The 25,737-nt window shown below is 72.1% G+C and carries 28 protein-coding genes; 8 read left to right on the top strand and 20 right to left on the bottom strand.

The genetic code is table 11. The features are described 5' to 3' along the window. Positions 1–19: 19 nt before the first annotated feature. From ACFQ58_RS17430 to ACFQ58_RS17415, 4 genes are all read right to left on the bottom strand, one after another. Entirely contained in the window at positions 20–1,696 is a 1,677-nt protein-coding gene (locus tag ACFQ58_RS17430) for a ribonuclease J (protein ID WP_376952450.1), read from the bottom strand. A 119-nt stretch (positions 1,697–1,815) separates the two neighbouring features. Further along, complete coding sequence (gene dapA, locus ACFQ58_RS17425) at positions 1,816–2,790, bottom strand: 4-hydroxy-tetrahydrodipicolinate synthase (RefSeq protein WP_376952449.1); 975 nt, start codon at positions 2,788–2,790, stop codon at positions 1,816–1,818. 871 nt (positions 2,791–3,661) lie between these two features. Further along, positions 3,662–4,204 (bottom strand): dihydrofolate reductase, encoded by a 543-nt coding sequence (locus ACFQ58_RS17420; RefSeq protein ID WP_376952447.1) that lies wholly within the window; start codon positions 4,202–4,204, stop codon positions 3,662–3,664. Continuing rightward, positions 4,201–5,043, bottom strand: coding sequence for a thymidylate synthase (locus ACFQ58_RS17415; RefSeq protein WP_376952446.1), 843 nt, complete (start codon positions 5,041–5,043; stop codon positions 4,201–4,203). Before ACFQ58_RS17415 ends, ACFQ58_RS17420 begins: the two co-directional genes overlap by 4 nt. Positions 5,044–5,143: 100 nt before the next feature. Here ACFQ58_RS17415 and ACFQ58_RS17410 point away from each other — a divergent pair, with 100 nt between their 5' ends. The 4 genes from ACFQ58_RS17410 (at position 5,144) to ACFQ58_RS17395 (ending at position 7,513) form a co-directional block, all read left to right on the top strand. Beyond that, positions 5,144–5,617, top strand: coding sequence for a thioredoxin family protein (locus tag ACFQ58_RS17410; protein WP_376952445.1), 474 nt, complete (start codon positions 5,144–5,146; stop codon positions 5,615–5,617). Then, the gene (locus ACFQ58_RS17405) at positions 5,598–6,068 is read left to right on the top strand and encodes a DUF4395 domain-containing protein (protein ID WP_376952444.1); all 471 of its coding nucleotides are present in this window, start codon (positions 5,598–5,600) and stop codon (positions 6,066–6,068) included. Before ACFQ58_RS17410 ends, ACFQ58_RS17405 begins: the two co-directional genes overlap by 20 nt. A 111-nt stretch (positions 6,069–6,179) precedes the next feature. Then, positions 6,180–6,605 (top strand): OsmC family peroxiredoxin, encoded by a 426-nt coding sequence (locus ACFQ58_RS17400; protein WP_376952443.1) that lies wholly within the window; start codon positions 6,180–6,182, stop codon positions 6,603–6,605. Positions 6,606–6,607: 2 nt separating this feature from the next. Beyond that, complete coding sequence (locus tag ACFQ58_RS17395; protein ID WP_376952442.1) at positions 6,608–7,513, top strand: TIGR01777 family oxidoreductase; 906 nt, start codon at positions 6,608–6,610, stop codon at positions 7,511–7,513. On the opposite strand, the gene ACFQ58_RS17390 is transcribed toward ACFQ58_RS17395, so the two are convergent. Together ACFQ58_RS17390 and dapB are read right to left on the bottom strand one after the other, a co-directional pair. Continuing rightward, positions 7,485–7,928 (bottom strand): hypothetical protein, encoded by a 444-nt coding sequence (locus ACFQ58_RS17390; RefSeq protein ID WP_376952441.1) that lies wholly within the window; start codon positions 7,926–7,928, stop codon positions 7,485–7,487. The two genes, ACFQ58_RS17395 and ACFQ58_RS17390, sit on opposite strands and share 29 nt — an antisense overlap. Then, the gene (gene dapB, locus ACFQ58_RS17385; RefSeq protein ID WP_376952439.1) at positions 7,925–8,674 is read right to left on the bottom strand and encodes a 4-hydroxy-tetrahydrodipicolinate reductase; all 750 of its coding nucleotides are present in this window, start codon (positions 8,672–8,674) and stop codon (positions 7,925–7,927) included. Before dapB ends, ACFQ58_RS17390 begins: the two co-directional genes overlap by 4 nt. A 62-nt stretch (positions 8,675–8,736) precedes the next feature. Between dapB and ACFQ58_RS17380 the strand changes: the two genes are divergently transcribed. Further along, positions 8,737–9,213: a GNAT family N-acetyltransferase gene (locus ACFQ58_RS17380; RefSeq protein ID WP_376952437.1), complete on the top strand. Its 477-nt coding sequence runs from the start codon at positions 8,737–8,739 to the stop codon at positions 9,211–9,213. Positions 9,214–9,217: 4 nt separating this feature from the next. Here ACFQ58_RS17380 and ACFQ58_RS17375 read toward each other — a convergent pair whose 3' ends face one another. The 12 genes from ACFQ58_RS17375 to ACFQ58_RS17320 all read right to left on the bottom strand — a co-directional run bounded on the left by ACFQ58_RS17375 (position 9,218) and on the right by ACFQ58_RS17320 (position 22,979). Continuing rightward, positions 9,218–9,823 carry a histidine phosphatase family protein gene (locus ACFQ58_RS17375; RefSeq protein ID WP_376952436.1) on the bottom strand — a complete coding sequence of 202 codons (606 nt, stop codon included), beginning with the start codon at positions 9,821–9,823 and terminating at the stop codon, positions 9,218–9,220. Positions 9,824–9,852: 29 nt separating this feature from the next. Further along, positions 9,853–11,238, bottom strand: coding sequence for a M16 family metallopeptidase (locus ACFQ58_RS17370; RefSeq protein ID WP_376952435.1), 1,386 nt, complete (start codon positions 11,236–11,238; stop codon positions 9,853–9,855). 37 nt (positions 11,239–11,275) lie between these two features. Beyond that, entirely contained in the window at positions 11,276–12,373 is a 1,098-nt protein-coding gene (locus ACFQ58_RS17365; RefSeq protein WP_376952434.1) for an aldo/keto reductase, read from the bottom strand. Between the two features lie 175 nt (positions 12,374–12,548). Further along, entirely contained in the window at positions 12,549–13,886 is a 1,338-nt protein-coding gene (locus tag ACFQ58_RS17360; protein WP_376952432.1) for a cytochrome b/b6 domain-containing protein, read from the bottom strand. Between the two features lie 405 nt (positions 13,887–14,291). Beyond that, entirely contained in the window at positions 14,292–15,278 is a 987-nt protein-coding gene (locus ACFQ58_RS17355) for an electron transfer flavoprotein subunit alpha/FixB family protein (protein WP_376952430.1), read from the bottom strand. 10 nt (positions 15,279–15,288) lie between these two features. Next, complete coding sequence (locus ACFQ58_RS17350; RefSeq protein ID WP_376952429.1) at positions 15,289–16,065, bottom strand: electron transfer flavoprotein subunit beta/FixA family protein; 777 nt, start codon at positions 16,063–16,065, stop codon at positions 15,289–15,291. 52 nt (positions 16,066–16,117) lie between these two features. Continuing rightward, positions 16,118–16,942 (bottom strand): HpcH/HpaI aldolase/citrate lyase family protein, encoded by an 825-nt coding sequence (locus ACFQ58_RS17345; RefSeq protein WP_376952428.1) that lies wholly within the window; start codon positions 16,940–16,942, stop codon positions 16,118–16,120. Then, positions 16,939–17,460, bottom strand: coding sequence for a MaoC family dehydratase (locus ACFQ58_RS17340; RefSeq protein ID WP_376952427.1), 522 nt, complete (start codon positions 17,458–17,460; stop codon positions 16,939–16,941). The genes ACFQ58_RS17345 and ACFQ58_RS17340 overlap by 4 nt, the downstream gene beginning before the upstream one ends. Before the next feature lie 33 nt (positions 17,461–17,493). Then, positions 17,494–18,657 carry an acyl-CoA dehydrogenase family protein gene (locus tag ACFQ58_RS17335; RefSeq protein WP_376952426.1) on the bottom strand — a complete coding sequence of 388 codons (1,164 nt, stop codon included), beginning with the start codon at positions 18,655–18,657 and terminating at the stop codon, positions 17,494–17,496. Positions 18,658–18,665: 8 nt separating this feature from the next. Further along, positions 18,666–20,675: an acetyl/propionyl/methylcrotonyl-CoA carboxylase subunit alpha gene (locus ACFQ58_RS17330; RefSeq protein WP_376952425.1), complete on the bottom strand. Its 2,010-nt coding sequence runs from the start codon at positions 20,673–20,675 to the stop codon at positions 18,666–18,668. A gap of 5 nt (positions 20,676–20,680) precedes the next feature. Next, positions 20,681–22,288 carry a carboxyl transferase domain-containing protein gene (locus tag ACFQ58_RS17325; RefSeq protein ID WP_376952424.1) on the bottom strand — a complete coding sequence of 536 codons (1,608 nt, stop codon included), beginning with the start codon at positions 22,286–22,288 and terminating at the stop codon, positions 20,681–20,683. Between the two features lie 106 nt (positions 22,289–22,394). Then, positions 22,395–22,979 (bottom strand): TetR/AcrR family transcriptional regulator, encoded by a 585-nt coding sequence (locus tag ACFQ58_RS17320; protein WP_376952423.1) that lies wholly within the window; start codon positions 22,977–22,979, stop codon positions 22,395–22,397. Between the two features lie 56 nt (positions 22,980–23,035). Between ACFQ58_RS17320 and ACFQ58_RS17315 the strand changes: the two genes are divergently transcribed. From ACFQ58_RS17315 to ACFQ58_RS17305, 3 genes are all read left to right on the top strand, one after another. Beyond that, positions 23,036–23,767: an MBL fold metallo-hydrolase gene (locus ACFQ58_RS17315; RefSeq protein WP_376952422.1), complete on the top strand. Its 732-nt coding sequence runs from the start codon at positions 23,036–23,038 to the stop codon at positions 23,765–23,767. A gap of 80 nt (positions 23,768–23,847) precedes the next feature. Continuing rightward, entirely contained in the window at positions 23,848–24,444 is a 597-nt protein-coding gene (locus tag ACFQ58_RS17310) for a TetR/AcrR family transcriptional regulator (protein ID WP_376952536.1), read from the top strand. After that, the gene (locus ACFQ58_RS17305) at positions 24,423–24,908 is read left to right on the top strand and encodes a GNAT family N-acetyltransferase (RefSeq protein ID WP_376952421.1); all 486 of its coding nucleotides are present in this window, start codon (positions 24,423–24,425) and stop codon (positions 24,906–24,908) included. The genes ACFQ58_RS17310 and ACFQ58_RS17305 overlap by 22 nt, the downstream gene beginning before the upstream one ends. A 7-nt stretch (positions 24,909–24,915) precedes the next feature. Here ACFQ58_RS17305 and ACFQ58_RS17300 read toward each other — a convergent pair whose 3' ends face one another. Together ACFQ58_RS17300 and ACFQ58_RS17295 are read right to left on the bottom strand one after the other, a co-directional pair. Beyond that, positions 24,916–25,242: an Lsr2 family protein gene (locus ACFQ58_RS17300; protein WP_376952420.1), complete on the bottom strand. Its 327-nt coding sequence runs from the start codon at positions 25,240–25,242 to the stop codon at positions 24,916–24,918. A gap of 144 nt (positions 25,243–25,386) precedes the next feature. Continuing rightward, entirely contained in the window at positions 25,387–25,695 is a 309-nt protein-coding gene (locus ACFQ58_RS17295) for a 4a-hydroxytetrahydrobiopterin dehydratase (RefSeq protein WP_376952419.1), read from the bottom strand. Between the last annotated feature and the right edge of the window lie 42 nt (positions 25,696–25,737).

Raw genomic sequence — 25,737 nt, 5'->3', positions numbered from 1 at the left:
CACCCGCCGCAGTGCGCGGCTAGGCCTCGATGACGAGCGGCACGAGCATCGGCCGCCGCCGCAGGCGCCGGTTCACCCAGCTGCCGAGGGTGCGCCGAACGGTCTGCTGGAGCGCGCGAGGATCGCGGACGCCGTGGTGCGCGGCATCCGCGAGCGCCGCGACGATCTTGGGCTTGACGTCCTCGAACACCGCGTCGTCCTCGGCGAAACCGCGCGCATGGATCTCGGGGCCGACGATCACCTTGCCAGTGGTCGCGTCGACCACGATGATCACCGAGATGAAGCCCTCTTCGGAGAGGATGCGGCGGTCCTTGAGGTCGGCGTCGGTGATCTCGCCCACGGTCGAGCCGTCGACGTAGACGAAGCCGAGGTCGAGCTGCCCGACGACGTCGACGCGGCCGTCCTTCAGGTCGAGCACCGTGCCGTTCTCGGCGAGGAACGTGCGCTCGGCGGCGATGCCCGTGTCCTGTGCGAGGCGGGCGTTGGCCACGAGGTGGCGGAACTCGCCGTGCACCGGCAGCACGTTACGCGGCTGCAGGATGTTGTAGCAGTACAGCAGCTCGCCCGCGGCGGCGTGGCCGGAGACGTGCACCTTCGCGTTGCCCTTGTGGATGACGTTCGCGCCGAGCTTGGTGAGCCCGTCGATCACCCGATACACGGCGTTCTCGTTGCCCGGGATCAGGCTCGACGCCAGGATGACCGTGTCACCCTCGCCGATCTCGATCTGGTGGTCGCGGTTGGCCATGCGGCTGAGCACCGCCATGGGCTCGCCCTGAGACCCCGTCGACATGTAGACGATGCGGTCGTCAGGGATGTCGCCGGCCTTCTTGAAGTCGACGAGCACGCCCTCGGGCACGTCGAGGTACCCGAGGTCGGCCGCGATGGTCATGTTGCGCACCATGCTGCGGCCGAGGAGCGCGACCCTCCGTCCGTTCTGGTGCGCGGCATGCAGCACCTGCTGCACGCGATGCACGTGGCTCGAGAAGCTCGCGACGATGACGCGCCGCGGCGAGCGCGCGATGACCTCGTCGAGGACGGGACCGATCGACCGTTCGAGCGGCGTGAAGCCCGGGACATCCGCGTTGGTGGAGTCGACGAGGAACAGGTCGACGCCCTCCTTGCCGAGCCGTGCGAACTCCCGCAGGTCGGTCAGCCGTCCGTCGAGCGGCAGCTGGTCCATCTTGAAGTCGCCCGTGGCGAGCACCGTGCCCGCGCTCGTGCGGATGGCGACCGCGAGCGCATCGGGGATCGAGTGGTTCACCGCGACGAACTCGAGCTCGAACGGGCCGAGGCGCTCGGTCTGCCCCTCCTTGACGGTGAGGCTGTACGGCTGGATGCGGTGCTCCTTGAGCTTCGCCTCGACGAGCGCGAGCGTGAGCTGCGAGCCCACGAGCGGGATGTCGGCGCGCAGCTTCAGCAGGTACGGCACGGCGCCGATGTGGTCCTCGTGGCCGTGCGTGAGCACCACGGCGACGATGTCGTCGAGCCGGTCGCGCAGGAAGCCGAAGTCGGGCAGGATCAGGTCGACTCCGGGCTGGTGCTCCTCGGGGAAGAGCACGCCGCAGTCGACGATGAGCAGCTTGCCGTCGATCTCGAAGCTCGTCATGTTGCGGCCGACCTCGCCGAGGCCGCCGATGGGGATGACTCGGAGCGTGCCCGGTGCGAGCGGCTCGGGGTCGATGACTTCGTCGGGCATGCGCCCTCCTCACGTTCAGTGTTCAGTTCGGTGCGACCCTCATGGCCGCGGATGTCTCGGGTCGGGCCGCCCTCAGGGGCCCGCGTGGCGCCCTGCCGGACGCCCCGGAACGGCGAGCGTCAGCGCGTCGTTCCGGCCACCTTCGGCAGCGCGCCGCCCGCGGCGGCGTTGCGGTCGGGGCGGAAGTTGTGGAAGTCGACGCCGGGGATGCCCTGCACGAGGTCGATCTCGTCCTCGATGCGCGCAGCCTCCCATTCCTCGGGGCCGACGAGCGGCAGCCGCACCCGCGGGCTGCCGATGCGACCGAGCCCGTGCAGGATGTACTTCGCCGCGACCGTGCCCGGCACATGGGTCATGACCGCGCGGACGAGCGGCTCGAGCCGCTGGTGCTCGGCCGTCGCCGTCTTCAGGTCGCCGGCGTTCACCGCGTCGACGATGGTGCGGTACGGCGCGGGCGCGATGTTCGCCGTCACGCCGATGAGTCCGGTGGCCCCGATCGAGAGGTGCGGCAGCACGTTGGCGTCGTCGCCGGAGAAGTACATGAGGTCGGTCTGGTTGAGCACGCGGCTGACCTCGGAGAAGTCGCCCTTGGCGTCCTTGACGGCGAGGATGTTCGGGTGCTTCGCGAGCCGCAGGATCGTCTCGTACATGATCGGCACGCCGGTGCGCCCCGGGATGTCGTAGAGGATGACCGGCAGGTCCGTGGCATCCGCCACCAGCCGGAAATGGGTCAGGATGCCCGCCTGCGTCGGCTTGTTGTAGTACGGCGTGACGATCATGATGCCGTCGGCGCCGGCCTGCTCGCTGTGCTTGTACAGCTCGATCGCGTGGGCCGTCTCGTTCGATCCGCCGCCGGTGATGATCTTGGCGCGGCCGCCCGCGACATCCTTGCCGACCTCGACGAGCCGGATCTTCTCGGGGTCGGTGAGCGTGCTCGTCTCGCCGGTGGTGCCCGTGACGACGATGCCGTCGGCGCCCGCGTTGATGACGTCGTCGATGTGCTTCTCGACCCCGGGCCAATCGACCTCGCCGTCCGCCGTCATGGGCGTGACGAGCGCGACCAGCACCTGTCCGAAGGGGTTCTCAGCACTCACGCACTACAGGGTATCGGGTCGAGCGGATGCGGAATCGTCCCGCTGATCGCATCGCTCCCACTGGCGCCTCGCCGCCCGCGCATCGACCACCGCCCGATTCCCCGCAGACGGATGCCGCGACCAATGAAGCCGAACCGTCCCCCACGAGCGCTCGGGCGCACGCGCCACCGCGTTCGCAGGCAGCTCGACGTGGAGGACTCCGTCGTCTGCAATCGGCTCGCCATGGAAGCGGAGTGCGCTCGCGCATGCGAGGCGCCCGCCCACTCGGCAGGCCCGCAGGGAGTCCTCCCGCGTGTCTGGCAGGGCGTACCAGGCCTGACGCACTCGAATCAACTTGCCGTATTCGACCAGGATGCGAACCGCCTGGTCGTCGAGCCCCATCCGCCGCAGGTCCGATCGTCTCGCGATCCCTCCGAGGTCGGCCACGTCCCGCGCGTACTTCATGGGGACGAGCCTGACTGAGGCGACCCGAACGGTTCCATGTGCGCACGGTCCCGGCCGCTCCCGACGTCGTGCGACACCTGTGGAGGACGGGCCCTTTCGAGCTCGAGGAGCGCTCCTGAAGCCTCCTGAAACCAAGGACACCCGCACGAGCCCGCACGCCCCCAGCCGCCCACTACTGGAGCCTCCTGAAACCAAGGACGCCCGAACGAGCAACCCAGTCCCGGAGCCTCCAGAACCAAGGACACGCGCTCGAGCCCGCCCCAGCCGCCCACTCCGGCGAACTCCCGAACCGAAGGACGCCCGCACGCGCCGCCCGCTCACCCAGCCGCGAGAAGCGGAGGACGCCCGGACGAAAGTGTCCTTGTTTTCAGGAGTGGCGCAACCGGAATTGTCAGCCCGCCGTCTGGAATCCCAGGTCGGTCGGCGATCAGGATGAGTCGCGGGCGAACGTGACGATGCGGTAGCGGATGCCGGTGCGGGAGGCGTGCCATCCGTCGGGCGGGTCGACGGCGACGACGTGCCAGCCGGTGCCGTGCCCAGGCGCGAAGGTGTCGCCGTCGACGTCGAGGTCGAGCTCGGTGACGACGAGCCGGTCGGCGCGGTCGATCGTGCGCGCGAACAGTTCGGCCCCGCCGATCACCCAGATCCAGTCGCCGGCGTCGGATGCCGCGAGCGCGAGCGCCTCGTCGACGGATCCGGCGCGCACGGCGCCGTCGCCCGCCCAGTCGGCCTGTCGCGTCACGACGATGTTCGCGCGACCCGGCAGTGGACGGAATCGCGGCGGCAGGGAGTCCCACGTACGGCGGCCCATGATCACGGGCGCGCCATCGGTCGTGCGCTTGAAGTGCGCCAGGTCCTCGGGGACGTGCCAGGGCATGCCCCCGCCCGCGCCGATCACGCCGCCGTGCGCCTCGGCCCAGACCAGCCCGATGCGCGGCGCCGCGTCATCGGCCCCGCCATCGAGGCTCATACGGCGACGGCCGCGCGGATCGAGGGGTGGTGCTCGTAGCCGACGACCTCGAAGTCCTCGAAGCGGTAGTCGTCGATCGAGTCGGGCCGGCGCGCCAGGCGCAGCGTCGGGGGCGCGTACGGCTCGCGCTCGAGCTGGAGGCGCACCTGCTCGACGTGGTTGTCGTAGATGTGGCAGTCGCCGCCGGTCCAGACGAAGTCGCCGACCTCGAGGCCGGCCTGCTGGGCGATGAGGTGGGTCAGCAGCGCGTACGAGGCGATGTTGAAGGGCACGCCGAGGAACAGGTCGGCGCTGCGCTGGTACAGCTGGCACGAGAGCCGCCCGTCGGCGACGTGGAACTGGAACAGCGCGTGGCACGGCGCGAGCGCCATGTCGGGGATGTCGGCCGGGTTCCACGCCGAGACGACGAGCCGGCGCGAGTCGGGGTTGGTGCGGATCTGCTCGATGACCTGCGCGATCTGGTCGATCTGCTCGCCCGAGGGCGTGGGCCACGAGCGCCACTGCACGCCGTAGACGGGCCCGAGCTCGCCGGCGCCATCCGCCCACTCGTCCCAGATCGTCACCCCGTGCTCTCGGAGCCACCGCACATTCGACTCGCCGCGCAGGAACCACAGGAGCTCGTACGCGATCGACTTGAAGTGCACGCGCTTGGTGGTGATGAGGGGGAAGCCCTGCGACAGGTCGAAGCGCAACTGCCGGCCGAACACGCTGCGCGTGCCGGTTCCGGTGCGGTCGGACTTCGGTGTGCCGTGCTCGAGCACGTCGCGGAGGAGGTCTTCGTACGGGGTGGGGATCGCGCTGGCCACGGCGTCAAGGCTACGCCCGGCCGCCGACGTCATCGGCAGGCGCGGCGGTCGAGCGGATGTCGCGACGCGCGCCGCTCGTCACCCGGCGTCACAACGGGGCGGGCGGATCCGGCGCGCGCGTAGCATCCGCAGCATGGATCTGGTGCCCGCGCTCGTGGCCGGACTGGGGCTGCCGCTCGCGGCGCTCGCGGCCGGGTTCGCGTGGAAGGCACGCGACGGACGCGTTCGATCGGTCGCGGCCGGGCACGTCACGACCGCTGGTGGCTCGCGCCGCGTCGCCGACGACCTCGGCCTCGGCGGCGATCGGCTCGGCGCCGATGCGACGCTCGTGCAGTTCTCGACGGAGTTCTGCAGCAAGTGCCCGGCGACGGCCCGCGCGCTCGTGGACCTCGCCGGCGGGTACGACGGCGTGCGCCACGTCGAGGTCGACCTCACGCGCGACCCGGCGCTCGCCGACCGGTTCCACGTGACGCAGACGCCGACCGTCCTGGTGCTCGACGCGGACGGCCGGGCCGCGGGACGGATCGCCGGCGTCCCGCGCACCCCCGAACTGCGCGCCCTCATCGACGACCTCACCGGGAGGAACCATGTCCCCCACCACGCCTGAGCGCGCCCGACCCGGGATCGATCCGCGCGGTCCGCGCTTCACGGCGGCGATCACCGCCGCGCTGCTCCTCGTCACGGCCGTGCTCGGCTTCGGCGGGCTCGACCTCGCCGCCCTCCTCCTGCTCACGGCGATCGCGGCCGTCTTCGCCTGGAGCGCGGTCGCGGGCGTGGCCCGCAATCCGTTCGGGCTCGTCTTCCGCGCGCTCGTCCGCCCGCGGCTCGCCCCGCCGTCCGAGCTCGAGGACCCGCGTCCGCCCACCTTCGCCCAGCTCGTCGGGTTCCTCGTGACCGGCGCGGGCGTGGTGCTGGGTCTCCTCGGCGTCACCGCCGCCGTGCCGATCGCGGCCGCGCTCGCCTTCATCGCCGCGTTCCTCAACGCCGCGTTCGGCTTCTGCCTGGGCTGCCAGCTCTACCTGCTGCTCGTCAGGGCCCGCGTCATCCGCGCCGCCTGATCGTCGAAGCCGAGGCGCGTGCCGCGTCGTCGACGTGCATCCTCGTGCGCCTGCCGTCCGCGACATCCGCTCGCTAGGCTGGAGGCCCCCGACTCGAAGAGGAGAAGCCGAATGGCACTGACGAGCGAATCGACCACCGTCTGGACCGGCACCCTGTTCGAAGGGTCGGGCCATACGCGCCTCGACTCGTCGAAGCTCGCCGAGTTCGACCTCGACTGGAAGGCTCGCGCCGAGGGCGAGTCCGGGGTCACGAACCCCGAGGAGCTGCTGGCCGCCGCGCATTCCGCATGCTTCTCGATGGCCTTCTCGCTCGTCCTGGCCGAGGCCGGGTACCCGCCCGAGAGCATCCAGGCGACGGCCGCCGTCACCTTCCAGCCGGGCGAGGGCGTGACCGGCAGCCACCTGCTCGTGAGCGGCCGCGTGCCGGGCATCAGCGAGGCCGACTTCGAGCGCCTCGCCGAGGAGGCGAAGACGAACTGCCCCATCTCGAAGGCCCTGGGCGGCACCCCGATCACGATCGAAGCCGAGCTCGCCTAGCGGTGCGCGTCCTCGTCGCCGGCGCGTCCGGGTTCATCGGCACCGCGGTCACCTCGCGACTCGTCGCGGAGGGGCACGAGGTGCTGCGGCTGGTGCGCCGTCGAGCGCACGCCGGCGACGAGGTGAGCTGGTCGCCCGCGTCGGGCATCATCGACTTCACCGTGATGGACCGCGTCGACGCGGTCGTGAACCTCTCCGGCGCCTCGCTCACGCGCCTGCCGTGGACGCGCCGGTACCGCGACGAGATCATGGAATCGCGTGTCACGGCCACACGCACCCTCGCCGACGCCATGCGGAAGGCGTCGTCGCCCCCGGCGGCATTCCTCAGCGGTTCGGCCGTGGGGATCTACGGCGACCGTCCGGGTGAGCTGCTCACCGAGCATTCGGTGCCCGGCGAGGGCTTCCTCGCCGACGTGGTCGGCCGCTGGGAGGCCGCCGCGCAGCTCGCACCCCGTGAGACCCGCACCGTGCTGCTGCGGACGGGCATCATCGTGGGGCACGGCGGCGCGTTCAAGCCGGTCATGCGGTTGACCCGGGCCGGCGCATCAGCCCGCCTGTCCACGGGCGGGCAGCACTGGCCGTGGATCGCGCTCGACGACGAGGTCGGCGCGATCGTGCACCTGCTGCACTCGTCGATCTCGGGTCCGGTCAATCTCGTCGGACCCACTCCGGCCACCGCCGACCGGATCATGTCGGCGGTCGCCGAGCGCCTGCATCGCCCGTACGCGTTCCAGGTCCCCGGAGCACTGCTCAAGCTCGGGCTCGGGTCGGCCGCGGAGGACCTGCTGCTGTCGAGCCAGAAGGTCCGCCCGCAGAAGCTCATCGACGACGGCTACCGCTTCCGGCACCCGACGGTCGAGGCCGGGATCGACGCGATGCTCAGCGTCGAGTCCGCTCCAGCTGGATAGCCGTCCGCACCGCGCGACGCGCGCGACGTCGGTCGCCGGCCGCGTCGTACGCGAGGCCCAGCCGCATCCACGCGCGCCAGGACTCCGGCTCGGCCTCGACGGCGTCGCGGAACGCCGGGAACGCGGCATCCGCCGCCGCCCGGTCGGCCCGACCGCTGGGTCGCAAGGGCACGCCGAGATCGAGCGCGCCCTCGCTGCCGAGTCGCTCCACCAGCCGCTGCGACCGCATCCCGAACTGCAACTCGCGCCAGATGCCCCATGCCGCGAGCACGGGCAGGACGATCAGCGCCACGCCCAGCACGACCGCGATCGGCTCGCCCGTCTGGACGAACTGCACCGCGCGCCATCCGACGAGCACGAGGTAGAGCGCGAGCAGCACCGCCATCACGACGGCGCCGAGCTTGGCGCCGCTCATCGCGTGCCGGGCAGGTGCAGCCCGAGGAGCGCATCGAGCCCGACCGTGACGCCCTCGGCACTCGCCGCGCGTCGCAGCGCGAGCAGGATGCCCTTCTCGTACGCGGTGGGCGCGATGGTCGTGTGCTGGATGGTGAGGGTCTCGCCCTCGCCGCCGAGCACCACGCGCTGGTCGGCCAGCAGCCCCGCCATCCGCATGCTGTGGATCGGCACGCCGGACACGAGCTGGCCGCGAGCGCGCTGGTCGGCGTGCGGCGCCGCCACGGGACCCTCCTCGCCGCGCGCCCCGGCGATGAGCTCGGCGGTGCGCACCGCGGTACCCGACGGCGAGTCGACCTTGCCGGCGTGGTGCCCCTCGACGATCTCGATGGAGTCGAAGTGGTCGGCCGCGAGCGCCGCGAACGCGGAGCCGAGCACGCTGCCGACGGAGAAGTTGGGGACGAAGATCACGCCGGGCGCATCGTCGAGATCGCGCACTCGACGCTCCACCTCGGCGATGCGCTCGCGCGACCAGCCCGACGTGCCGACGACCACCGAGACGCCCGCCTCGATCGCGGCCTCGACGATGGCGGGGCTCGCGGCCGGATGCGTCACGTCGAGTACGACGTCGGCGCCGGCGAGCTCGTCGAGGCTCGACCGCGAGTCGAGCGCGGCGTGCAGTTCGAGGTCGTCGGCCTCGTCGATCAACCGGCGGGCGAGCTGCCCCATCTTCCCCGTGGCTCCGGCCACCGCGACCCTGATCGTCACGACGCCAACCCTAGCAACCGGGCCGGATGGCGCCCCCCGCCGTCCCATCTACGCTGGAACGCATGCTGCGCTTCCGCGATGCCTCCGTGACCGACCTCGACGCGCACCGCCTGCTGAGCGACTACTTCACCGAGCGCGCCGCCGGGTTCCCTGCGGAACAGGGCGAGTACCGGCCGACCTGGCCGGATGCCGCGCAGTTCACGCCGCCGGCCGGCGTGTTCCTCGTGCTGGAGGACGACGAGGGGCGGGCGGTCGGCTGCGGCGGCGTCCGGCGCATCCAGCGCTCGCCCGAGCAGCGCATCCGGTTCGAGGTCAAGCACCTGTGGCTCGCGCCCGACGGGCGCGGGCACGGCGAGGGACGGCGACTGCTGCGGGAGCTCGAGCGACGCGCGGTCGAGTTCGGCGCCGAGGAGGTCGTGCTGGACACGAACGCGAGCCTCGAGGCCGCGGGCGGGCTCTACCGTTCCAGCGGCTACGTCGAGATCGAGCCGTACAACGCCAACCCGAACGCGACGCACTGGTACGGCAAGCAGGTCTGAGCCCTCAGAAGGCGAATGCCTCGGGCAGTCCCGTGCGGAGCTCGGGCGGCAGGTGCGCCAGGTCGTTGTGCACGAGCAGCGTCCACGGTCGTCCGGGCGCGCGCTGCGTCAGCACGGTGAGCCCGCAGTTCGCCTGGTTGATGGTGGCCCAGCGCCACTCCGGCGCGCCCAGCACCTCTCGGACGAACCATCCGATGACGAAGTTGTGCGTGATGAGCAGGTCGTGGCGGTCCTCGCGATGGGAGCGGAGGAACTCGGCGTTCGCATCGGCCATCTGCGCTCGGCCGGCCTCGAAGTCGAGCTCGGTGAACGACCCGAAGAACGGAGCGTAGGCCGAGGGCGTCTCGGGCGCAGGGCCAGAGGGCACGCAGTCGAACAGCAGGGCGGACGGCTCGGGCTCGAGCGCCGGCATCTTCGTCGCGATGATGTCGGCCGTCTCGGCCGCGCGCTGCAACGGCGAATGGTAGGCCGCGTCGAAGGGGATGCCGCCGAGGCGCTCACCGAGCAGCTCGGCCTGGCGCCTGCCGCGCGGTGAGAGCCCTCCGTCGCGCATTCCATGCTCGGCGTCGATCTGCTCGCCGTGGCGAACGAGGTAGAGGTGGTGGGGCACGTCGTGTCCTGGTCGGGGTCGGGCGTCGCTCAGGCGACGTCGGTGCGGGGTTCGGGTGCGTCGACGACCGAGCGGAAGGCGGTCTGCTCGACCGGGCCGACGGCCACGAGCGAGAACGGCCGGTCGGCGAGGTCGGCGGCGAGTGCCTGCACGTCGTCGACGGTGACGCGGGCGACGCGGCGGAGTGCCTCGTCGAGGTCGGCGAACTCGCCGAGGGCGAGCTCGGCGCGGCCGAGGCGCGACATCCGCGTGTCGCTGTCTTCGAGAGCCAGCGCCGATGCGCCGCCGAGGTAGCCGGCCGCGCGCGCGAGCTCGTCGGCGGTGACGCCGTGGTGGGCGAGTCGCTCGAGCTCGGTTCGAAGCAGCGCGGCGACGGTGGGCGCGTTCTTGGGCGCGCAGCCGGCGTACATGCCGAACACGCCTGCGTCGGAATAGCCGGGCGCGAACGAGTACACCGAGTAGGCCAGGCCGCGGCGCTCGCGGATCTGCTGGAACAGCCGCGAGGACATGCCGGCACCGAAGACGGTGTTCAGCACGCTCAGCACCGCGCGGCGCTCGTCGGTCGCCACGAGCCCGGGCACGCCGAGCATGAGGTTGACCTGCTCCCCCGGTCGCTCGACGACGTTCAGCGGCGAGGTGCCGTCGAGGAGCGGGGTCGCCGTCGAGCGCCGTTCCTCGGGTGCGGCGGGCTCGTCGAGCCGCCAGCCGGCCCCGCCGAGCGCGGCGGTCAGGCCCGCGACCAGGTCATCGTGGTCGACGGCGCCGGCCGCCGTGACCACGAGGTCGTTGGGGCGGTAGTTCGCACGGTAGTGCTCCCAGACCGCGTCGCGGGTCGCGGCGTCGATCGCGGCGGGGTCGCCGCCGATGGGCCGGGCGAGCGGATGGCTCCCCAGCACGGCCTCGAAGAAGCGCTCGTTCGCGACATCCGCCGGATCGTCGCCGGCCATCGCCAGCTCTTCGAGGATGACGCGACGCTCGCTCTCGAACTCCTCGGGATCGAGCACCGAGGACGTGAACATGTCGGCCAGCACCTCGACCGCCATCGTCAGGTCGCGGTCCTGCACCTTGGCGTAGTAGCAGGTGTACTCCTTGGCCGTGACGGCGTTGTGCTCACCGCCCACCGCGTCGAAGGAGACCGCGATGTCGAGTGCGCTGCGCGTGCCGGTGCCCTTGAAGAGCAGGTGCTCGAGGAAGTGCGTGGAACCGTGCGTGGCGGGATGGCCGCTGCCGGCCGCATGTTCATCGCGGGAGCCGACGGCGACCCAGAACCCGATGGTCGCGCTGCGGCTGCCCGGGACGCGCTCGGTGAGCACGCGGATGCCGGACGGCAGCACTGAGCGACGGACGAGGGTGTCGCCGGCGGCTCGGAACTCCAGCTCGGGTTGGCCCAAGGGCAGTTCGACGGCGCCGTTCACGCGCTCCAGCCTATGCCACCCGCCCGGGGGACGCCGGTCAGGCGGAGGCGCGGTCGAGCTCGACGATCTCGGAGCGGTGCAGCACCAGATTGGCGGCGGCGACGAGGGCGTCGACCTGTTCGGGACGGCTCGCGCTCGCGATCGGAGCGACGACGGTCGGCCGGGCCAGCAGCCACGCGATGGCGACTGCTGCCGGGCCCGCGTCGTGCGCGGCCGCGACCTCGTCGAGGGCCCGCAGCACCCGGAGGCCCCGACGCCCGAGGTGACGCGCCAGGCGTTCGCCCCGCGCGTCGCGACGGACGTCGGCGCGACGTCGCACGCCGCCGCCGAGGAATCCGTTCGCGAGCGCGACGTTCGGCAGCACGGCCAGGCCCTGCGCGTGTGCGACGAGCTCGGGCGCGCCCTCGAAGTCGCGTCGCTCCAGGAGGTTGTAGCGCGCGGTGAGCGCCTGGAAGCGGGGCAGCCCGTTCGCGGCGAGCACGCGGGCCTCGATGAGCCGCTCCGGCGAGAAGTCCGACGCTCCGATCGCCAGCACCTTGCCGGCTCCGATGAGCGCGTCGACCGCCCCGAGGCTCTCCTCGAGCGGCACGGCGGGGTCGTCGCCGTGGAAGCACAGCAGGTCGATGCGGTCGGTCCCGAGCCGGGCGAGCGAGTCGTCGACCGCCGCCGCGATCGTGCGGGGCGCCAGGCCACGATGGTCGGGGTGCCTTCCGACCTTCGTGATCACGCGCATGCGGTCGCGGGCACCGCGGGTGGTCATCCATTCGCCGAGGATGGACTCGCTGCGCCCGCCGGCGTAGCTGTCGGCCGTCTCGACGAGGTTGCCGCCCACGCCGGCGAATCGGTCGAGGATGTCGGCGGCCGCCTCCGCGCCGATCGTCCAGCCGAACGCGCCGGTGCCGAGGGCCAGGGGATGCACGCCGAAGCCGGCGTCGCCGAGCGGCTCCCGTCGCGGCACGGTGATCGGACCGGAGAATGAGTTGGTCTCGATCTCCTCGGTCGTCGGCGTGCGCGCGGCGAACGCCTCCGCCCGTTCCGCCTGCGCGGGCAGCTCGATCTCGACGGTCGTCGTTCGCGGGGCCACCATGGGCTCCACGACGCGCCGAACGCCGTACTGTGCATGCTTCCGTGCCACGCCTCCTCCTCCCCAGGATTGGCATCGAGCGTATGCGGGCGCCGGACCCGGCCAGCGCCAGATCGGGTGAAGCGTTACCGAATCGTTGGTGAACAATCCTCGGCGAGCGCGTGGCACGGCTCGACGTCACGGGACGAGCCTCTTCGTCCTCGATCGACCCGCGTCGGGCTGACCTCTATCGACCGACCTTGCCGAACAGGCCCGCGATCGGCGCCAGCACCGTCGGGCGGGCGGCGACCCACGCTGCCGCGACGACGACGATCGAGGCGACGAAGATCCAGAAGCCCAGCCAGTCGTCGGCGTCCCGCGCCGCGAACATGGCGTTCAGGTTGCGGAGCGCACCGGTGGTGAAGACGAGGACGACGTGCACGACGATGAAGGCGACGAAGTACAGCATGACCGGGAAATGCACGGCGCGCGCCCACTCCACCGGGTAGATCCGGCCCAGCGTCGCGGCGTTCTTCGGCCACAGCCCCGACATCCGCACCCCGGTGATCGCGGCGAGCGGCGCGGCGATGAAGATCGTCGCGAAGTACGCGAGCACCTGGAGGCTGTTGTAGTTGACCCAGGCGGCCTCGAGCGGCCAGTCCAGCGAGAGGTACTGCAGCCCGGCCGAGATCGCGTTCGGCACGACCTCCCAGCTGGTGGGCACGACACGCATCCACTGTCCGGTCGCGAACAGCAGCACGACGAAGACGAGTCCGTTGACCAGCCACAGGATGTCCAGGGACTGGTGGAACCACAGGGTGAGGCTGATCCTGCCCTGGCCGCCCTTCGACCAGCGCGGCGTCCAGTACGCCGGGGGCCGCCGTTCGGTGCGGACCTGCAGGCCCGAACGGATGATCAGCACGATGAGGAAGAGATTGAAGAAGTGCTGCCAGCCGAGCCAGGCCGGGAGCCCGACGGGCGCACCCTCGGGCAGGGGCGTCACGCCCGGGTAGGTCGTGAGGAAGTCCTGCATGAAGTCCAGGCCGAGGAACCATCTCGTGAACTGGACCACGATGGTGGCGGCGCCGATGATCGCGAGGATGCCGACGACGGATGCCCCGACCCACTGCTTGACGGTGAGTTGGCGGTATCGCTTCGGGCCCGGTTGCGAGGGTGCGCTCGGTGCGGCGGCGGGCTCGGCGAGTCGACTCGGCGCTGCGGGCACCGTCGCCGCGGATGCCTCGGGAGCGGTTCCCACGGATGCCGCGGGTGCCGTCGCGGCGGACGCCGCGGGAGCCGGAGCCGGGGTGGCGGGCGCGGGCGTAGCGGGCGCCGGCTCGACGGTCTCGGCGGTCGGTGCGGCTGCCGCGACCGACGCCGCCGCCGCGGGCTCGGCGAGCGGTGCGGGTGCCGCGACCGGCACCGCAGGCGCGGACTCGGTGATCGGTGCGACCGCCGATGCCGGCGGCCACGGGTCGCCGCCGGCGACCCTCGGGAGTCCGCGGCGGAGCACGCGGCCGCTCGCCACGGACGACTCGGCAGCAGCCGGCTGCGATACCCGCGGCGCCGGTTCGGCGGCGGTCACGATCGGCTCTGCGAGGGTAACGGGCTCCGGGACGACTACGGGCAGCGCGGCGGCCGCAGCATCCGTCATCTCGGCGCTCGCAGCGGTGGGCGCCTCGCCGGCCTCCGGCCACGGCCGGCCGCCGCGGACGCGCGGAAGCCCGCTTCGAAGCCTGCGACCCGACGCGGCGGCGGGCGCGACGGCCGGAGGCTCCGGCGACCCTTCGGCCGGAGCCGCCGCCGCAGGAGCCGCGGGCGCCGACGCGACTGGTGCCGCCTCGACAATCCCCTCGGGCGCCGCGGGCGCCGCAGGCTCGTCGACCGACGCGGCGACGACGCCGCCGGACGATTCCACGGCCGGCGGCCAGGGCTCACCGCCGCGTCGACGAGGCAGTCCCCTGCGCAGGTTCCGCACCGCGGCCACGGGTCAGCGCTTCCGTTCGGCGAGGGCGCTGATCAGCTGCGGGACCACGGTGAAGACGTCGCCGACGACGCCGAAGTCGGCGACGTCGAAGATCGGCGCATCGGGGTCCTTGTTGACCGCCACGATGTTCTTGGCCGTCTGCATGCCGGCTCGGTGCTGGATCGCACCCGAGATCCCGAGGGCGATGTAGAGCTGCGGCGAGACCGAGACGCCGGTCTGCCCGACCTGGGCGGTCGCCGGGATGTAGCCGGCGTCGACCGCCGCGCGCGACGCGCCGATGGCGGCACCGAGTGCGTCGGCGAGCTCCTCGACGAGCGCGAACTTCTCGGCCGAGCCGAGGCCGCGACCGCCCGAGACGACCCGCTTCGCCCCGCGCAGCTCGGGTCGGCTCGACGTCTCGGTGACAGCCTCGACCGACTCGATGGCGGCGGAGGCCGCCCCTGATGCCCCCACCTCGAGCGTCTCGAGGGCGACGGGCCGCGCTTCGACGCGGGCATCGACGGCACCCTGGCGCACGGTCACGACGAGCGGTCCGAACGTCGCAGCCGAGTCGACGTTGTACGCGCCCCCGTAGACGGAGTGACGCGCGACGACGCCCTCGTCGTCGCGCGAGACGCCGATCGCGTCGACGGCGATGGGAGCTCCGGTTCGTGCGGCGAACCGGCCCGCAATATCGCGGCCGTCGATCGAGTTCGAGATGAGCACCGCGTCGGGAGCGACCACCGCGGCAGCGGCGGTGAGCGCGTCGACGTGCGGGATCGTCAGCTCGGCCTCCACCGCGGTCGTCTCGACGGTGAGCACCCTCTCGGCACCGAGCGCGGCGGCCTGCTCGGCGAGCGACTGCGCCTGGCCGGGCGCGGTGACGGCGAGCGCCACGGGCGTGCCGATCCCGGAGGCGGCAGCGAGGAGGCCGGCGGCGCTCGTCGCGAGCTCACCGTTCGGCGTGGCCTCGAGCAGGACGAGGATCGAGTCTGCAGGGTAGTCGGTCATGATCGTCCTCTCAGACCAGCCGGTTCTCGATGAGGAACTCCGCGATCCTCGTGCCGCCGTCGCCCTCGTCGGTGATCTTGGTCCCCGCCGTGCGCGGGGGCTTCTCCGCGATGGCGGTCATGATCGACAGAGCGGAGGAGAGATCCTCGGGCTCGATGCCGAGATCGGCGGCGCTCACCGTCTCGAACGGCTTCTTCTTCGCGGCCATGATGCCCTTGAAGTTCGGGAAGCGGGCGTCGGGAAGCGCCTCGGTGATCGAGATGACCGCCGGGAGCGGGGCGCTCACGCGCATGGTCCCGCCGACGACGTTGCGCGTCCCCGACACCGAGCCGTCGGCGATCTCGACCGAGGAGAGGGCGGTCGCATTCGGCACCTCGAGCAGCTCGGCGAGCATCGCGGGGATCACGCCGCCGCTGCCGTCGGTCGAGAGATTGCCCGTGATGACGAGGTCGAACCCGGTGCGACGGATCGCCGCGGCGAGCGTGCGGGCAGTCAGGCCCAGGTCGGCGGCGGCCAGGCCGGGGTCGGCGATGTGCACGGCCGATGCCGCTCCCATCGCCAGGCCCTTGCGGATCGTCGTCGCGGCGCTCTCGGGCGCCATCGACATGACGACCACCTCGGCGTCGCCGTGCGCGTCGGCGTAGGCGAGTGCCACCTCGAGCGCCCGCTCGCTGATCTCGTCGAGCACCGCCTCGCTCGCGGCACGATCGGCGAGCCCGGTCTCGAGGTCGAGCTTGCGCTCCCCGTACGTGTCGGGGACCTCCTTCACGAGGACGATGATCTTCATCGGACCCGAGTCCTTTCCCTCGACGGCGAGCCGCGGTGCTCACCGGATCCCGTCACTGGAGTCCCGCCCGCCGCACGACTGCCTCAGCCTGCTGCAGGAGCGGCGCGTCGACCATCTGCCCGCGGAAGGCGAACACGCCGTCGCCCTCGCGGACGGCCGCCTCGGCGAGCAGCGCCTGCGCCCATTCCAGTCGCTCGGGACTCGGCGCATACGCCGCCCTGACGACCTCGACCTGGCGCGGGTGCACGCACGCCGTGGCGGCGAAGCCGAGCACGGCGGCATCCTCAGCCTCCGCGCGGAGGCCGTCCGCATCGGCGAGGTCGAGGTGCACCGCGTCGATCGCCGCCACGCCGTGAGCGCCCGCAGCGAGCAGCACCTGGGACCTGGCGTGCCGTGCGACGTCGCGATACCGCCCGTCGGGGTACCGGCTGGAGGAACCGCCGAGCGAGGCGACGAGGTCCTCGGCACCCCACATGAGCGCGGACACGATGGGAACCGAGGCGATCTCCGGTGCGGCGAGCACGCCCCGAGCGGTCTCGCAGAGCGCGATCACGTCGAAGTCCTCGAGGGCCACGAGGTCGGCCGTGCCCTCGCACTTGGCGAGCATGACCGTGCGGTACGCTGTCCGTCGCAGCGCCGCGAGGTCGTCGGCGAGATGCGGCGTGGACGCGGGGTTGACGCGCACGATGACGCGCGAGGGGTCGAGCGGGTTCGCGACGAGCGACTCCCGCGCCGCCGACTTCGCGACCTCGGCGACGGCGTCCTCGAGGTCGAGGATCACCGCATCGGCACGCTCGACGGCCTTGGCGTAGCGGTCGGGACGGTCGGCCGGGCAGAACAGCAGTGCCGGGCCGAAGGGGAATGGCGGGTGCGTCATCCGCTCGCCTCGCCGCTCGCGTGCGACTGCTGCTCGCCCGCCTCGCGCGTCCAGACGAGCATCGTGCGCGATGCGGTCGCGACCACGGCGCCGTCCTGGTTGCGCGCGGTATGGCCGAGCACCACGATGCCCTCTCCGGGACGCGACGACGACAGCCGCTTCGATTCGACCACGCTCTCACCGTAGAGCGTGTCGCCCACGAACACCGGGTTCGGGAACGCGACCGCCCCGAATCCGAGATTGGCGACGAGCGTGCCCTGCGTGAGCTGCCCCACCGACTGGCCGACGAGGGTCGACAGCGTGAAGAGCGAATTCACGAGGATGCGGCCGAACGGCTGGCGGGCCGACCACGCCGCGTCGAGGTGCAGCGGCTGCGGGTTCATGGTGAGCGTGGTGAAGAGGACGTTGTCGGCCTCCGTCACCGTGCGGCCCGGACGGTGCAGGTAGCGCACGCCCTCCTCGAATTCCTCGAACCAGAGCCCGCGCTGCACGACCTCGCGCATCGGCGCATCCGTCATGACGCTCCCTCTCTCCCCGGCGGCCCTGCCGCCCTAGCCCGCCAGCCCGAGCTCGCGGGCGATGACCATGAGCTGCACCTCGTTCGTGCCCTCGCCGATCTCGAGGATCTTCGAGTCACGGTAGTGCCGCGCGACGGTCGTCTCGTTCATGAAGCCCATGCCGCCGAAGATCTGGGTCGCGTCGCGGGCGTTCAGCATGGCCGCATCGCTCGAGACGAGCTTCGCGATCGCGGCCTCCTTCTTGAACGGGAGCCCGGCGTCGGCCCGTCGCGCGGCGTCGTGCCAGGCGAGGCGGGCGGTGTGCACGCGGGCCTGCATCCCGGCGATGGTGAACGCGATGTACTGGTGGCTCGCGATGGGCACGCCGAAGACGTTGCGGGTCTTCGCGTAGGCCAGGGCCTCGTCGAGGCATCCCTGGGCCGCGCCCGTCGCCAGGGCGGCGATCGCGATGCGGCCCTCGTCGAGCGCCTGGAGGAAGTTGGCGAAGCCGCGTCCGCGCTGGCCGAGCAGGTTGGCGGCCGGCACGCGGACGTCGTCGAACGTGAGCGGGTGCGTGTCGGACGCGCGCCAGCCGGACTTGTCGTAGCCCGGGCCGACCGTGAAACCGGGCGTGCCGTTCGGCACGATGATCGTGGAGAGCTCCTTCGAGGTGGAGCCGTCGGGGCGCGTGCGCTCGCCGGTGACCGCGGTGACGGTGACGAACGACGTGATCGGCGTGCCCGAATTGGTGATGAACTGCTTCGAGCCGTTGACGACCCACTCGTCGCCGTCGAGCACGGCCGTGGTGCGCGTGGCGCCGGCGTCGGATCCGGCCTCGGGCTCGGTGAGGCCGAAGCCGGCGAGCGCGCGGCCCGCCACGAGGTCGGGCAGGAACTGCGCCTTCTGCTCCTCGGTGCCGTGGCGGTAGATCGGCATGGCACCGAGTCCGACGCCGGCCTCGAGGGTGATCGCGATCGACTGGTCGACGCGTGCGAGCGCCTCGATCGCGAGGCACAGCGCCATGTAGTCGCCGCCCTGGCCGCCGACCTCCTCGGGGAACGGCAGGCCGAAGAGCCCGAGCTCGCCCATCTGCGCGACGACGTCCATCGAGAGCTCGTGCGTGCGGTCGGCCTCGTAGGCCTGCGGGGCGACGACGGTGTCGGCGAACTCGCAGACCATGTCGTACAGCTGCTGTTCCTCGTCGTTCAGGTCGTACATGGTGCTCCTCATTCCTGGTGGGATGCGTTCGGGACGGCGGCGTCATGGGCGCCCGCCCCGGGTTCGTCGTCGGATGCCGTGGGGTCGGGCTCGATTCGGGCGACCACCTGGTCACGCGCGACCTGCTCGCCCGCCGCGACGCGGAGGCGGACGATTCCCGCGACGGTCGCGGTGACGCGGTGCTCCATCTTCATGGCCTCGATGGCGAGCACGGCCTGTCCGGCCTCGACGCGGTCGCCATCGGTCAGGAGCAGCGTCGTGACGCTGCCCGGCATGGGGGCGCGGAGGTCGGGATCGACGCTGCCGCCCCGCTCGAGCTGTGCGAGGTGGGCCTCGAGCGCCGCCCGGCGGTCGACTCGCGGGACGGCGACCGTGCGGCCGTCGAGGTGCACCCACGCCGTGCCGTCGTCGGCGAGGCGCACGGTCGCGCGGTCGAGGTCGGCGGCGGCGCGCGCGTCGCGCTCGGCGACGTCGGCCGCGCCGCCGAGCCGCCAGCCGCGTTCGCGCTGCCACGCACGGTCGTGCACCGACCCGGCGCGCGCCGCACGATCGCGTGCCAGGCGAGCGACCTCGATGAGGCGGGCGTCCGCGCCATCCGCCAGCTCGTCGGACTGGTCGGCGGATGCGGCTGCAGCGCCCGCCGTCTCCTGCAGCCGGTCGATGAGGCCGGTGTCGAGCCGGCCGGCGCGAACGTCGTCGCGCGCCAGCAGGTCGCGCAGGAACGCGGTGTTCGTGTCGACGCCGAGCACGACCGTGTCGGCGAGCGCGGCGTCGAGCCGGTCGAGAGCCTCGGCGCGGTCGCGCCCGTGCGCGATGACCTTGGCGATCATGGGGTCGTAGTCGGCGGTGATGCGCTGGCCCTCGCGGATGCCCGCGTCGATGCGCACGCCTTCGCCCGCCGCAGGACGCCACGCGAGCACGTCGCCGGTCGATGGGAGGAACCCGCGCTCGGGGCTCTCGGCGTAGAGGCGCGCCTCGACGGCGTGGCCGTCCAGGTGCACGGCCTCCTGCGTGATCGCGAGCGGCTCGCCGGCGGCGATGCGCAGCTGCTGCTCGACGAGGTCGACACCTGTCACGAACTCGGTGACCGGGTGCTCGACCTGCAGGCGCGTGTTCATCTCGATGAAGAAGAACTCGTCGGGAGCGGCATCCGACACCAGGAATTCGACCGTGCCGGCGCCGAGGTACTCGACGCTCCGTGCGGCGTCGCAGGCCGCCCGGCCGATGCGCTCGCGCGTGGCGGCGTCGAGCAGCGGCGAGGGCGCCTCTTCGACGACCTTCTGGTGGCGTCGCTGCAGTGAGCACTCGCGCTCGCCGAGGTGGATGACGTTGCCGTGCGCGTCGGCGAGCACCTGCACCTCGATGTGGCGCGGTCGTTCGATGAACCGCTCGAGCAGCAGCGTGTCGTCGCCGAACGCGGCGCGTGCGACGCGCCGCGCGGCGGGGAGCGCGTGTTCGAGCTCGCCCTGGTCGCGTGCCACCTGCATGCCCTTGCCGCCGCCGCCGGCGGACGGCTTGACGAGGATCGGGAAGCCGACGAGGGGGGCGGCGTCGAGCAGCTCGTCGTCGTTCGCGTCGGGATCGCTCACGCCGGGCACCACCGGCACGGCGGACGCCTCGACGTGGCGCTTCGCCCGGATCTTGTCGCCCATGACCTCGAGCGCGAGCTCGCCCGGGCCGACGAACACGATGCCGGCGTCGGCGCAGGCTCGGGCGAAACCCGCATTCTCGCTGAGGAACCCGTAGCCCGGGTGGACTGCCTGCGCGCCCGTGTCGAGCGCGGCGCGCACGATCCGGGCGGGGTCGAGGTAGCTCTCGGCGGCCGGCGCCGGCCCGATCCGCACGGCCTCGTCGGCGAGGGCGACGTGCGGCGCCGTGGCGTCGGCCTCGGAGTAGACGGCGATCGCGTGGATGCCGAGGCGCTTGAGGGTGCGGATGACGCGCACGGCGATCTCGCCGCGGTTGGCGACGAGCACGCGATCGAACGGCCGCGTCGGGGTGGGGGTGGGCTGCGTCATCCGGGTCACATCCTGAAGAGGCCGAAGCGGGGCTCGGGCAGCGGGGTGCGGCTCGCGAGCTCGAGCGCGAGCGCGAGCACGGTGCGCGTGTCGCCGGGCTCGATGATGCCGTCGTCCCAGAGCCGGGACGTCGAGTGGTAGGGGCTGCCCTGCGACTCGTACTGCTCGCGAACGGGCGCCTTGAACGCCTCCTCGTCGTCGGTCGACCACTGCTCGCCGCGCACGGCCAACTGGTCGCGCTTGACCGTCGAGAGCACGGAGGCCGCCTGCTCGCCGCCCATCACGGAGATGCGCGCGTTCGGCCACATCCAGAGGAACCGCGGTGAGTAGGCCCGGCCGCACATCGAGTAGTTGCCGGCGCCGAACGAGCCGCCGATGACGACCGTGAACTTCGGGACCCGCGTCGTCGCCACGGCCGTCACCATCTTGGCGCCGTGCTTGGCGATGCCGCCCGCCTCGGCGTCGCGGCCCACCATGAAGCCCGAGATGTTCTGCAGGAACAGCAGCGGGATGCCGCGCTGGTCGCACAGCTCGATGAAGTGCGCGCCCTTCATGGCCGACTCGCTGAAGAGCACGCCATTGTTGGCGACGATGCCGACCGGGTGGCCGTCGATCCACGCGAACCCGGTCACCAGCGTGTCGCCGTACTCGCGCTTGAATTCGTGGAACTCGCTGCCGTCGACGAGACGGGCGATGACCTCGCGCACGTCGTACGGCTGTTGCACGTCGACCGGCACCGCCGCAGTGAGCGTCGACGGGTCGACCGCGGGATCGCGCGCCTCGCGCACCGCCCAGGCGCGCTCGAGCGGAGCGCGGAGCGTCGAGACGATGTCGCGCACGAGCTCGAGCGCATGTTCGTCGCCCTCGGCGAGGTGATCGGTGACGCCGGAGTGACGCGCGTGCAGGTCGCCGCCGCCGAGCTCCTCGGGCGTGACGACCTCGCCGATCGCGGCCTTCACGAGCGGCGGGCCGCCGAGGAAGATCGTGCCCTGGTTGCGGACGATCACGGTCTCGTCGCTCATCGCCGGCACGTACGCGCCGCCCGCCGTGCACGAGCCCATCACGGCGGCGATCTGCGGGATCCGCCGTGCGGAGAGGTTGGCCTGGTTGTAGAAGATGCGGCCGAAGTGGTCGCGGTCGGGGAACACCTCGTCCTGCTTCGGGAGGAACGCGCCGCCCGAGTCGACGAGATAGACGCACGGCAGGCGGTTCTCGAGCGCCACGTCCTGGGCCCGCAGGTGCTTCTTGACGGTCATCGGGTAGTACGTGCCGCCCTTGACGGTGGCATCGTTGCAGACGACCATCACGGCCCGGCCGTGCACGAGCCCCACCCCGGCGATCACGCCCGCGGCCGGCGTGTCGTCGTCGTAGAGGTCGTCGGCGGCGAGCGGCGAGAGCTCGAGGAACGGGCTGCCCTCGTCGAGCACGCGCTCGACGCGGTCGCGCGGCAGCAGCTTGCCGCGTGCGACGTGGCGGTCGCGGGATGCCTCGGGGCCGCCCAGGGCGGCCCGGGCGAGTTTCGCGCGCAACTCGTCGGCCAGCGCGGCATGCGCGTCGACGTTGGCGCGCGCAGCGTCGGATGACGCGTCCACTGCGCTCGTGAGGATGTGCATCCGCTCCCGTCCGCCTCTCCGTCGTGGCGTGCATGCGAGCGCCTCGGTGAACGCTCGCTAACCGGGATTCATGTTAGCGGCCATTCACCGAAATCCGCAACACGCGTCAGGCGGCGGATCCGTCGTCGTCGCCGGCCAGGCCGGCGACGACGCGCTCGAGGCCGTACGCCCACGCCGCGTCGACCTCGCCGCCGAGGCGGAACGCTCCCGCGAGCTCCATGCTCGTGAACCCGTGCATCCATGCGGTGAGCGTGCGCGCGGCGTCGAGGGCGTGCTCCTCGCCCGCCAAGCGCCGTGCGGCTTCGAGAACCGCCGAGGCGCCGTGGTCGAGCGCTGCGCGATCAGGTCCGGAGCCGCCGGGCAACGGGCCGAACACGAGCGCGTAGCCATGCGGATGCTCATGGGCGAAGTCGCGCGCGACCGCCGCGAGGGCCCGCGCCGCGTTCGCCGGATCGGCACCGGCGGCCGCGAGCGCCAGGTCGAGGCGGTCGCCGAGTTCGCGCGACACGTCGTCGACGACCACGCGGATGAGGTCGTCGCGGTCGCGCACGTGCTTGTACAACGATGGCGCCCGAACGCCGAGTGCGGTCGCCACGGCCTGCATGGTGAGCCCGTCGCGGCCGTCGCGTTCGAGCACCGTGCGGGCAGCGGCCCGGAGCGACCCGGGCGTGATCCTGGTCGGCGTCGGCATCGGATCCTCCTCATGGCTATTGACAGTAGCCATCATAGCTACGTATCATAGCCGACATGGAACTCCAGCCCGGACTGCGACGCGTCGGCAACGAGATCGTCGCCTGCTACCTCCTCATCGACGACCGCGGCGTCACCGTGGTCGACGCCGGACTCGCCGGCCAATACGACGAACTGCTCGACGAGCTCGCCGCCGCCGGCCGCACCGTCGACGACGTCCGCGCCGTGGTCCTCACCCACGGCGACACCGACCACATCGGGTTCGCCGAGCGACTCCGGCGCGATCACGGCGTGCCCGTGTACGTCCACGCCGCCGACGCGGCGCGGGCCCGCGGCGAGTCGAAGCCGTCCGCGTCGTTCGGCCGCGGCATCCGCCCCTGGCCGCTCGTGCGCTTCTTCGCCTACGCGATGTCGCGCGGCGGGATGCGCACGGAGTACCTCGGCGAGGTGCGCACGGTCGCCGACGGCGACCGGCTCGACCACCTGCCGGGTTCGCCCGTCATCGTCGGCCTGCCCGGCCACTCGCCCGGCAGCATCGCGGTCCACTCCCCCGAGCTCGACGCCGTGTGCGTCGGCGACGCGCTCACGACCCGCCACGTGCTCACCGGCCGGCGCGGTCCGGCACCGGCGCCCTTCACCGACGAGCCCGACGTCGCGCTCGAGTCGCTCGATCGCCTCGCCGCGCTCGATGCCACGTGGGTCCTGCCGGGGCACGGCACGCCCTGGAACCACGGCACCCGGGAGGCGGTGCGGCTGGTGCGGGAGGCCGCCGGCGCACGAGTGCACTGAGCGCGGCGCGGCCGGGGCCGCTTGCCGACGGCCGGCACGTCGGTTAGTGTGCATTCACCGAATGCCCCTGGAGGTGCCCCCTGAGCGAGACGCTCACCGAGCGAGGCCGCGCCAAGGCCGATCGTCGTGCCGCCCTGCTCGACGCCGCCGCGCGGCTGTTCGCCGACCGCGGCTACCCAGGCGTGACGCTCGAGGAGCTCGGGCAGGCTGCCGGGGTCTCCGGGCCCGCCGTCTACCGCCACTTCCCCGGGAAGTCGGCGGTGCTCGCCGCGATCCTCGCCGATGCGAGCGAGGGACTGCTCGACGGCGGACGGCGCACCGTCGCCGACGCCGACGACCCCGCGACCGCGCTGCGGGCGCTCATCCGCTTCCACGTCGACTTCGCGCTCGCGAACGCCGACGTGATCCGCGTGCAGGACCGCGACCTCACGAGCCTCGCCGAGGCCGACGCGCACGAGGTCCGGCGACTGCAGCGCGAGTACGTCGAACTCTGGGTGGGCGTCCTCGCCCGCCTGCGGCCCGACCGGGCCGAATCGGAGCATCGGATCCGGGCTCACGCGGCCTTCGGTCTGATCAACTCCACCCCCCACAGCGCCCGCATCCATGGGCGCCGACCGGCGGACAGAGTTGTCCGCAGCATCCTGGAGGACATGGCATGGTCGAGCCTCACGTCGTGACCCTGCGCGCGACCCGCGCGGGCGACCTCGATGAGCTGTTCCGCATCCAACTCGATCCCGAGGCGAATCGCATGGCCGCGTTCACGGCCGTCGATCCGACGGACCGGGCCGCGTTCGACGCGCAATGGGAGCGGCTGTTCGCGCGCGACGACTCCGACAATCGCACGGTACGCACGGACGGGAGGATCGTCGGCCGGGTTGCGAGGTGGACCGACGCGGAGACGGGCATGGCCGAGATCACGTACTGGATCGATCGAGAGTACTGGGGCCGCGGGATCGCCACGCGCGCCATGCGCCTGTTCCTGGACACCCAGCCGCGTCCGGTGCGTGCGCGAGCCGCGGCCGACAACGCGGCGTCGGTCGCGTTGCTCACGCGACTCGGCTTCGTCGAGGTCGGCCGCGATCGCGGCTATGCGAATGCGCGCGGCGAGGAGATCGAGGAGATCGAATTCGTGCTGCGCTGAGCGCGCCTCAGCGGTTGCGATAGAGCTCCATGAGCGGGGCGGGGACGCGCCCCCGGTCGGAGACCTGGTGGCCGTTCGCCCGCAACCACTCGCGTGCGTCCTTCGTGTCGCCGGCCGACGACGCGCTGCGGCGCGCCCGGCTCGAACCGGCTCGACCGGCACCAGTCTTGCGTGCGGCCTTCACGTATGGAGCGATCGCGGCCTGGAACTTCTCGGCATTCGCCGCGGAGAGGTCGATCGCGTATTCGGCACCCTCGATGGTGAAGGAGACCGTGCGATCGGCGTCGGATCCGTCGAGATCGTCGATGAGCGTCTCGACCACTCGCTTGGCCATTTGTCACGACCTTTCCGCGGCATTCGCCACTGAATTCTGGGGAGGGGTAACTTGCTGAATTCGAGCATATTCCTTCTCGAATTCGACCGCACGAATTCATGCACATGATGTGCAGCATTCCGCGACGCCGTTCCGCGTGTGATATCAGGCGAGTGCGGCACCGAGCCCATCGGCGAGCGCACGGATCCGCTTCGCCAGCGCGACGTCGCGGGTCGTGACCGCACCCACGTCGTGCGAGGAGAGATCGAATTCCACTCGGCCCCAGCCGAGTCGCACGTCGGGATGGTGGTTCGCGGCATCCGCCTCGATCGCGACCGCGTCGAGCAGTCGCACTGCGCTCGCGAAATCAGCGGTATGGAATTCCGCGGTCAGTCGTTCGCCGTCGTGCCGGAATCCGGTTCCCTCGAGTTCGGCCGCGACATCCTCGCGGGAGAGCGGCGTGTGATGGTCCATGCGGCCATCCTCGCGCCGCCGGGGGTGGCGCGCCACCCCCGG

This window comes from Agromyces sp. NPDC056523, from assembly GCF_042794545.1.
Lineage (GTDB): Bacteria > Actinomycetota > Actinomycetes > Actinomycetales > Microbacteriaceae > Agromyces.
Note: the sequence above shows the minus strand (reverse complement) of the source record. Positions and strands in the feature narration are given on the sequence as shown.